This window comes from Brucella anthropi (genome assembly GCF_046630315.1).
GTDB classification, from domain to species: Bacteria; Pseudomonadota; Alphaproteobacteria; order Rhizobiales; family Rhizobiaceae; genus Brucella; species Brucella anthropi_A.
This window is the reverse complement of sequence record NZ_LQBD01000009.1, coordinates 112455-120609: the sequence shown is the minus strand read 5'-3', so window position 1 is coordinate 120609 and position 8155 is coordinate 112455. Positions and strand designations below refer to the sequence as shown.

Genomic DNA, 8155 nt, shown 5'->3' with positions numbered 1-8155 from the left:
CCCCTACCTACTCCCCTACTCCCCTACTCCCCTACTCCCTTCCTCACTGCACCGACTCCCCATGCAGCGCGATATCCAGCCCCTCGATCTCGGCCTGCTTGCTGGGCCGCAGGCCCATGACGGCCTTGACCGCGTAAAGAATGATGGCGGTGGCAATCGCCGTATAGACAATCGTGATGGCAGCGCCGAAGAACTGCTTGCCGATGGTCGCCCCTTCGCCGGCCGGGTTGATCGCCGCATCGGCAAAGAGGCCGGTCAGCACCGCGCCGACGAAGCCGCCGACACCGTGGACGCCAAACGCATCGAGCGAATCGTCATAGCCGAGCGCATGCTTGATCTTCACCGCCGCCACATAGCAGACCCCACCGGCAACGATGCCGATGATGAGCGCGCCCGTCGGATTGACGAAACCGGCGGCGGGCGTGACGGCGACAAGGCCAGCCACAGCGCCGGAAATGATGCCGAGCACGCTTGGCTTGCCGGCGATCGCCCATTCCACGAACATCCAGGCAAGGGCGGCACCGGCGGTTGCGACCTGCGTATTGAGCATGGCGACACCGGCAAGCGCATTGGCGCCGACAGCCGAACCGGCATTGAAGCCGAACCAGCCGACCCACAGAAGGGCGGCACCAATGACCGAGAGCACGAGATTGTGCGGCGCCATGTTGGTATGGCCATAGCCGTCGCGCTTGCCGAGGATGAGGGCGGCCACCAGACCGGCAACACCGGCATTGATATGGACAACCGTGCCGCCGGCAAAATCAAGCACGCCGTCGGAAGCCATGAAGCCGCCGCCCCAGACCCAGTGCGCGACCGGGATATAGACGATGAACAGCCACAGCGTCAGAAACACCAGCATGGAGGAGAACTTCATGCGCTCGGCAAACGAACCGGTGATGAGTGCGGGCGTGATGATGGCAAAGGTCATCTGGAAGGTGATGAAAAGATATTCGGGAATGGTTCCGGTCAGCGATTCCATCGTGACGCCGGAGAAGAATGCCTTGGACAGCCCGCCAATATAGGAATTGAGCGCCCCGCCATCGGTAAAGGCCAGCGAATAGCCTGCAACCATCCACAGGATGGACATGAGGCAGGTGATGGCAAAGCTCTGCATCACCGTGGACAGCACGTTCTTCTTGCGCACCATGCCGCCATAGAACAGCGCCAGACCCGGTATGGTCATCATCAACACAAGCGCGGTTGAAGTCAGCATCCAGGCCGTATCGCCCGTATCGAGGGTTGGTGCCGGTGCGGCATCCTGTGCCATTGCCGTCCCCGCCATGGCGAGGAGCGCGGACAGGCTGGCCAGAAGGGCCGTTTGCTTGTTTCTTCCTGTTATGAGCATCGAATATCTCCGTCGAAGGGCGGTTTCAGACGCGGCTGCGCTGAAGAGGCCGGTTCAAACAGAGAGAAACAAAAATCGTGCCAGTTGCGCGAAACGGCTCCGGCGGGCGCTATTTTCCCGCTTTGCGCCGCAAGGAAATGGCGCGGAAAGCGCAAGGCCTTCCGCGCCATGACCAGATCGATTAAAATTTAACCAGCATGCAATTTGCTGATTAAATAATCATCACTTGTCTTTTTCGTGGACGCGGATCAGCCCTTCCTGCGCCACCGATGCGATCAGCACGCCGTCGCGGGTATAAAGCCCGCCGCGATTGAAGCCGCGCGCGCCGGAAGCGCTCGGCGTATCCTGCGTGTAGAGAAGCCAGTCGTCGAGCCTGCACGGGCGGTGGAACCACATGGCATGGTCGAGGCTCGCCACCTGCATGTCGCGGTCGAAAATGAACCGGCCATGCGGATGAAGCGAGGTATCGAGCAGCGTCATGTCGGAGAGATAGGCGAGGATGGCGGCCTGCAATGCGCGGTCATCGGGAACGAGCCCCCTTGCCCGCACCCAGACATGCTGCACCGGCTCCAGCTTCTCGCGCGAGAAATAATGGGTGAGCGAAACCGGCTTGATCTCGATGGGGCGCTCCCTTTCCCAATATTTGCGCACGCCGGGCGGCGCCATATCGAGATATTTTTCCTTGATGTCCTGATCGCCCACAAGCTGCTCGGGCTGCGGCAGCCCTTCGGGCATCGGCATCTGATGGTCGAGCCCGCCTTCATCGATCTGGAACGACGCGGAAAGCGTGAAGATCGCCTTGCCGTGCTGCTTGGCCAGCACCCGGCGCGTGCTGAAGCTGGAACCGTCGCGGATGCGATCCACCTCGTAGATGATGGGAATGGCGGGATCGCCCGGACGCACGAAATAGCCGTGGAGCGAATGCGCATGGCGCTCGGGCTCGACGGTGCGCTGCGCCGCAATCAGCGCCTGGCCGATGACCTGCCCGCCAAAGACGCGCTGCCAGCCGACCTGCGGGCTGTTGCCGCGGAACAGATCCACTTCAAGCGTTTCGAGATCGAGGATCGACAGCAGTTCGCGCATTGCCGCCGTCTGCTCGATCCCGGACTTTTCTTCATCAGACATGGACAGCCTGCCTCCCGCAACCATATATGCTTTACAAAGTTCACGAGGCATGTTTGAGCCCGCGCATCCGCGCCTGTCAAGAACCGGGCGAGCCAAAGGAAGCGCATTGCCGCGCCCATGGTTGGGCCGGGACGGGCGGCGCGGCAAAATATCGGGTTTCTTGCGCGCCGATATGTGCCAAAACACTGCGCGAAAGACGGATTCTGGAAAGGAACGACAATGGCTGGCCAGAAAAAGATGGACGCCCCACGCAATAACGATGTGGTGATTGCAGGCGGCGGCTATGTCGGCCTCGTCACGGCGGTTGCGATCAAGTCGGCCGCGCCGCAGCTTTCCGTCACGGTGATCGACGGCGCGCCTGCGGGCGCATGGAAGACCGATCCCCGCGCCTCCTCCATCGCCGCCGCCGCCTCGCGCATGCTCGACAAGCTTGGTTGCTGGCAGGAAATCCTTCCCGAGGCCCAGCCCATCACCGAAATGGTCATCACCGATTCGCGGACGTCCGATCCGGTGCGTCCCGTCTTCCTCACCTTCGAGGGAGAGGTGCAGCCGGGCGAGCCTTTTGCCCATATGGTCGAGAACCGCGTGCTCAACACGGCATTGCACAACAAGGCGGATGCGCTCGGCATCACTTTCCTTGAAGCGGTGAGCGTGGAAAATTTCGAAACCCGGCCCGAAGGCGTGACCGTCACGCTGTCCAAGGGCGACAGGCTGGAAACGCGCCTCCTGATCGCCGCCGACGGCGCGCGCTCGCGGCTGCGCGATCTGGCGGGCATCAAGACCGTGAACTGGGATTATGGCCAGTCCGGCATCGTCTGCAATGTGGCCCATGAGCGCCCGCATGGAGGCCGCGCGGACGAGCATTTTTTGCCCGCCGGTCCATTCGCGATCCTGCCGCTGAAGGGCAATCGGAGTTCGCTCGTCTGGACGGAACGCACGGCGGATGCCGAACGGCTGATCCGCGAGGATGATTTCGTTTTCGAGGCCGAACTGGAACAGCGTTTTGGCCACCGCCTCGGCGCCCTGCATGTCGAAGGCCCGCGCCGCGCCTTCCCGCTTGGCCTGACACTGGCGCGCGAATTCGTAAAGCCGCGCTTTGCGCTTGTGGGCGACGCCGCCCACCGCATCCACCCCATCGCCGGCCAGGGCCTCAATCTCGGTTTCCGCGACGCGGCGGCGATTGCCGAAGTGGTGGTGGAAACGGACCGCCTCGGCCTCGATATCGGCTCCTTCGCGGCCCTTGAGCGCTATCAGGCCTGGCGTCGCTTCGATACGGTGCAGATGGGCGTCACCACCGATGTTTTGACCAGGCTTTTCTCCAACGACAATCCGGCGGTGCGCTCCATCCGCGACATCGGCCTTGGCCTTGTCGACCGTGTTCCAAGCCTCAAATCCTTTTTCATCAGGCAGGCAGCCGGTCTTTCCGGCGACACGCCGCGCCTTTTGAAAGGCGAGCCCATCTGATTTCCTTCTTTTGGCTGGACCCTTTCCCGGAGCGCCCTATATCGGCCACGGAACTCCCACGCAAATGAAAGGAAAGGCCCCCATGGATAGAAAAGCAACCGCCGTCTGGCAAGGCACGCTGAAGGAAGGCAAAGGCACGCTCACCACGCAGAGCGGCGCCCTGAGCAACCTGCCCTATGATTTCAAGGCGCGTTTTGTCGATGAAAGCGGGCGCGCGGGCACCAATCCGGAAGAGCTTCTGGGTGCGGCCCATGCCGGCTGTTTCGCCATGCAGCTTTCAGCCTTCCTGACCGAACATGGCACCCCGGCCGAAAAGCTTGAGGCAACCGCCGTCGTCACCGTCGGACCTGCTTCCGACGGCGGTTTCGAAATCACGCGGAGCGCGCTGACGCTGAACGCGACCATTCCCGGCATTTCCGCGCAGGATTTCGAGGCGCTGGCCAACAAGGCAAAGCAGTCCTGCCCGCTTTCCAAGGCGCTCGGCGCCATTGAAGTGACGCTGGACGCAAAACTGGCCTGACAACACGCCTCCCGCAAGCGGGAACCGGCTTTGCGTGCGGCAAATGCGACGGAACAAACAGTTGGAGCGGGCCCAAGCTCACATCTAGGCCCGCTCTATTCCGGCAGATGGCAGACGGCTTCTATATTGTGGCCATCCGGGTCGATCACAAAGGCCGCATAATAATCCGGATGATAATCGGGCCGGAGGCCCGGCTTGCCATTATCCTTGCCGCCGGATGCAATCGCGGCTTCGTAGAAGCGATCCACTTCCGACCGCGTCCCGGCGGAAAAGGCCACATGCAGCACGCCTTCCAGTTTCGCGCCCTTTTGTTTGCCGATCCAGAATTCGGGCTTGCCGTTGCGCCCATAGCCAACCCAGTCGCCGAATTCCATGGCGTGGCCGATACCGAGCGGCGCCAGCGCGGCATCGTAGAAAGCCCGCGACCGGGGCATGCTGGAAATGTTGAAACCGATATGATCGAGCATGGTTGCCCTGTCTCCGATGGACGCATTCTCCAATGAGATATTGGCGCCGGGCCAAAGATCAAGCCTCATCGTCAACAGGCATGAAAAAGGGCGCCCGAAGCGCCCTTTTGTCCATTGCGTTCTTTATCGTCTGCCGGCGCGGCGGCGTCCCCTGCCGGAAGCGGCGGCCTCACGCTCCTCGAACAGCGAGGCAAGCTGTTCGGTCATGGCGCCCGCCAGTTCCTCCGCATCGACGATGGTGACGGCGCGCTGATAATAGCGCGTGACATCATGGCCGATGCCGATGGCGATCAGCTCCACGGGCGAGCGTGTTTCGATTTCCTCAATGACGGCGCGCAGGTGCCGCTCGAGATAATTGCCCGGATTGACGGAAAGCGTCGAGTCGTCCACCGGCGCGCCATCCGAAATCATCATCAGGATCTTGCGCTGCTCGGGCCGGCCCAGCAGACGCTGATGCGCCCAGATCAGCGCCTCGCCGTCGATATTTTCCTTCAGCAAGCCTTCGCGCATCATCAGGCCCAGATTGCGCCGTGCCCGCCGCCAGGGCGCATCGGCGCTCTTGTAGACGATATGGCGCAGATCATTGAGGCGGCCCGGATTGGCGGGCTTGCCGCGCCCAAGCCACGCCTCGCGTGACTGGCCGCCCTTCCACGCCTTGGTGGTGAAGCCCAGAATCTCCACCTTCACGCCGCAGCGTTCCAGCGTGCGGGCCAGAATATCCGCACAGGTCGCGGCGACCGTGATCGGACGGCCGCGCATGGAGCCGGAATTGTCCAGCACCAGCGTCACCACCGTATCGCGGAAATCCGTATCGCGCTCCTGCTTGTAGGAAAGCGGCTGCGTCGGATCGATGACGATGCGCACCAGACGCGCCGAATCGAGATAGCCTTCTTCCAGATCAAAATCCCACGAGCGGTTCTGCTGCGCCATCAGGCGGCGCTGCAAGCGGTTGGCCAGACGCCCCACCACGCCTTGCAGATTGGCCAACTGCTTGTCGAGGAAGCCGCGCAGGCGGTCAAGCTCCGCCTCGTCGCACAGGTCGGTCGCCTCGACCTCCTCGTCGAACTCGCGCGTGAAGACCTTGTAGTCGACATGCTCGGCAAAATTGGCGAAAGGCTGGTTCGGACGGCGCGTATCGCCCGGCGTTTCCGCGTCGATATCCTCGCTGTCGTCCATGTCGTCGGCGGACGCATCGGCGGCATCCATTTCGCCCTGCTCGCCCTCGTCGCTCGAATTGTCGGATTCCTCGCTTTCAGCGGAATCGGAACCTTCCTGGCTCTCGTCGCCGCCTTCCTCATTCTCGTCGGAATCCGGCGTCTGCTCATCATTCTGGTCTTCTTCGTCGCTCGGCTCTTCCTGCGACAGCTCTTCCGCCATGTCCATGGAGGCAAGCATGTCGCGCACCGTGCGCGCAAAAGCCTGCTGGTCTTCGAGATTGTCGCCAAGCCGCGCAATGTCGGCTGCGGCCTTCTGCTCGATCCAGTCGCGCCACAGTTCCAGCACCTGTCCGGCTTCCGCAGGGGCGGCGCGCCCGGTCAGCCTTTCACGCAGCAGAAGCGACACGGCTTCCTCCAGCGGCGCATCCTCCCGGTCCGTGACGGCGGAAAAATTGGCCCGGCTATATTTGTCGGCCAGCATGGTGGAAAGATTATCCGCCATGCCCGCCATGGCGCGGGCGCCGATGGCTTCCACACGCGCCTGCTCCACCGCATCGTAGATCGCGCGCGCCTGCTTGCCTTCCGGCGCAAGGCTCGCGTGAATGCGCGGATTGTGGCGTGCCTGACGCAGCGCCATGGAATCGCCAAGGCCGCGTGTGACGGCAATGTCATGCGCGGTCGGGCGCTTCGGCAGATCGGGAAGACGGGCGCGATTGGCGCTCAAGGCCGGGCGGTCGTTGGTGAACGACACTTCCAGCTCATGCTCGCCGGAAATGGCGCGGACGCAAGCCGTTAGAGCGCGCTTGAACGGTTCGCTGTCCACCGGTCCCGGTTTACGCTCGCGCGAATTATCGCCTATTCCTGACTTCTGGCCCGACATATGCCTATCCTGACTTCGCTTTCAAGCAGGGGCGAAGCTGACCGCCCCCGCATCAGACAGTGCCCCGCCGCCGGATATTACCGGGCGGCAGGCTTCTTCCGCATCAGGCGAGAACGATATTGGCCGCCGATTCCGGCAGTTCAACGCCGAAAGCGCGCTGATAGAATTCAGCAACCGTCGCGCGTTCCAGCTCGTCGCACTTGTTGAGGAAGGTCAGGCGGAAGGCAAAGCCGACATCGTTGAAGATCGCGGCGTTTTCGGCCCAGGTGATGACCGTACGCGGGCTCATCACGGTCGAAAGATCGCCATTGATGAAAGCCTGGCGCGTCATGTCGGCCACGCGCACCATCTTGTTCACGATCTCGCGGCCTTCGGCATTCTGGTAATGCTTGGCCTTGGCGAGAACGATGTTCACTTCATTGTCGTGCGGCAGATAGTTCAGCGTCGTCACGATGGACCAGCGGTCCATCTGCGCCTGGTTGATCTGCTGGGTGCCGTGATAAAGCCCGGTCGTGTCGCCGAGGCCGACAGTGTTGGCGGTCGCGAACAGACGGAAGGCCGGATGCGGGCGGATGACGCGGCTCTGGTCGAGGAGCGTCAGGCGGCCGGACGATTCCAGAACACGCTGGATGACGAACATCACATCCGGGCGGCCTGCATCATATTCATCGAACACCAGCGCCACATTGTGCTGATAGGCCCAGGGCAGGATGCCGTCCTTGAATTCGGTGACCTGCACGCCTTCCTTGACGACGATGGCGTCCTTGCCGACGAGATCGATACGGCTGACATGGCTGTCGAGGTTGACGCGCACGCAAGGCCAGTTGAGGCGGGCCGCGACCTGTTCGATATGGGTCGACTTGCCGGTGCCGTGATAGCCGGACACCATCACGCGACGGTTATAGGCAAAGCCTGCAAGGATCGCGAGCGTCGTCTGACGGTCGAAAAGATAATCCGGATCAAGCTCCGGCACATAGGAATCGCCTGCCGCATAGGCCGGCACCGTCATGTCGGAATCGATCCCGAACACGTCGCGCACCGAAACCGTCGTATCCGGCAAATTGGCTATATCCCGCTCAACCTTGTTCATCATGCCTCCAGAGCGGCAGGCAGCGACCGGCCGCGAAATTAACACCGGCAAGCTGCCGACCGGCAACTTTCATCCGTGGGCGTGTTTTCCGGCAAGCCGGACGGCGC

7 protein-coding genes are annotated in these 8155 nt (G+C 62.3%); 2 read left to right on the top strand and 5 right to left on the bottom strand.

Going from position 1 to position 8155, the window contains the following annotated elements:
• Positions 1–43: 43 nt before the first annotated feature.
• Together AVM02_RS06930 and tesB are read right to left on the bottom strand one after the other, a co-directional pair.
• Positions 44–1345, bottom strand: coding sequence for an ammonium transporter (locus AVM02_RS06930; protein WP_411506234.1), 1302 nt, complete (start codon positions 1343–1345; stop codon positions 44–46).
• A 222-nt stretch (positions 1346–1567) separates the two neighbouring features.
• Complete coding sequence (gene tesB / locus AVM02_RS06925; protein ID WP_411506233.1) at positions 1568–2470, bottom strand: acyl-CoA thioesterase II; 903 nt, start codon at positions 2468–2470, stop codon at positions 1568–1570.
• Between the two features lie 219 nt (positions 2471–2689).
• On the opposite strand from tesB, the gene AVM02_RS06920 reads away from it, so the two are divergent.
• Positions 2690–3934 (top strand): ubiquinone biosynthesis hydroxylase, encoded by a 1245-nt coding sequence (locus AVM02_RS06920; RefSeq protein WP_411506232.1) that lies wholly within the window; start codon positions 2690–2692, stop codon positions 3932–3934.
• 82 nt (positions 3935–4016) lie between these two features.
• A complete protein-coding gene (locus AVM02_RS06915; RefSeq protein WP_411506231.1) occupies positions 4017–4454 on the top strand; it encodes an OsmC family protein in 438 nt (145 codons plus the stop codon).
• Positions 4455–4549: 95 nt separating this feature from the next.
• On the opposite strand, the gene AVM02_RS06910 is transcribed toward AVM02_RS06915, so the two are convergent.
• The 3 genes from AVM02_RS06910 to cobS all read right to left on the bottom strand — a co-directional run bounded on the left by AVM02_RS06910 (position 4550) and on the right by cobS (position 8048).
• Positions 4550–4921: a VOC family protein gene (locus AVM02_RS06910; RefSeq protein WP_411506230.1), complete on the bottom strand. Its 372-nt coding sequence runs from the start codon at positions 4919–4921 to the stop codon at positions 4550–4552.
• A gap of 123 nt (positions 4922–5044) precedes the next feature.
• A complete protein-coding gene (gene cobT / locus AVM02_RS06905; protein WP_411506229.1) occupies positions 5045–6958 on the bottom strand; it encodes a cobaltochelatase subunit CobT in 1914 nt (637 codons plus the stop codon).
• A gap of 103 nt (positions 6959–7061) precedes the next feature.
• On the bottom strand, positions 7062–8048 hold the full coding sequence (gene cobS / locus AVM02_RS06900; protein ID WP_411506243.1) for a cobaltochelatase subunit CobS: 987 nt from the start codon (positions 8046–8048) through the stop codon (positions 7062–7064).
• Positions 8049–8155: the final 107 nt, after the last annotated feature.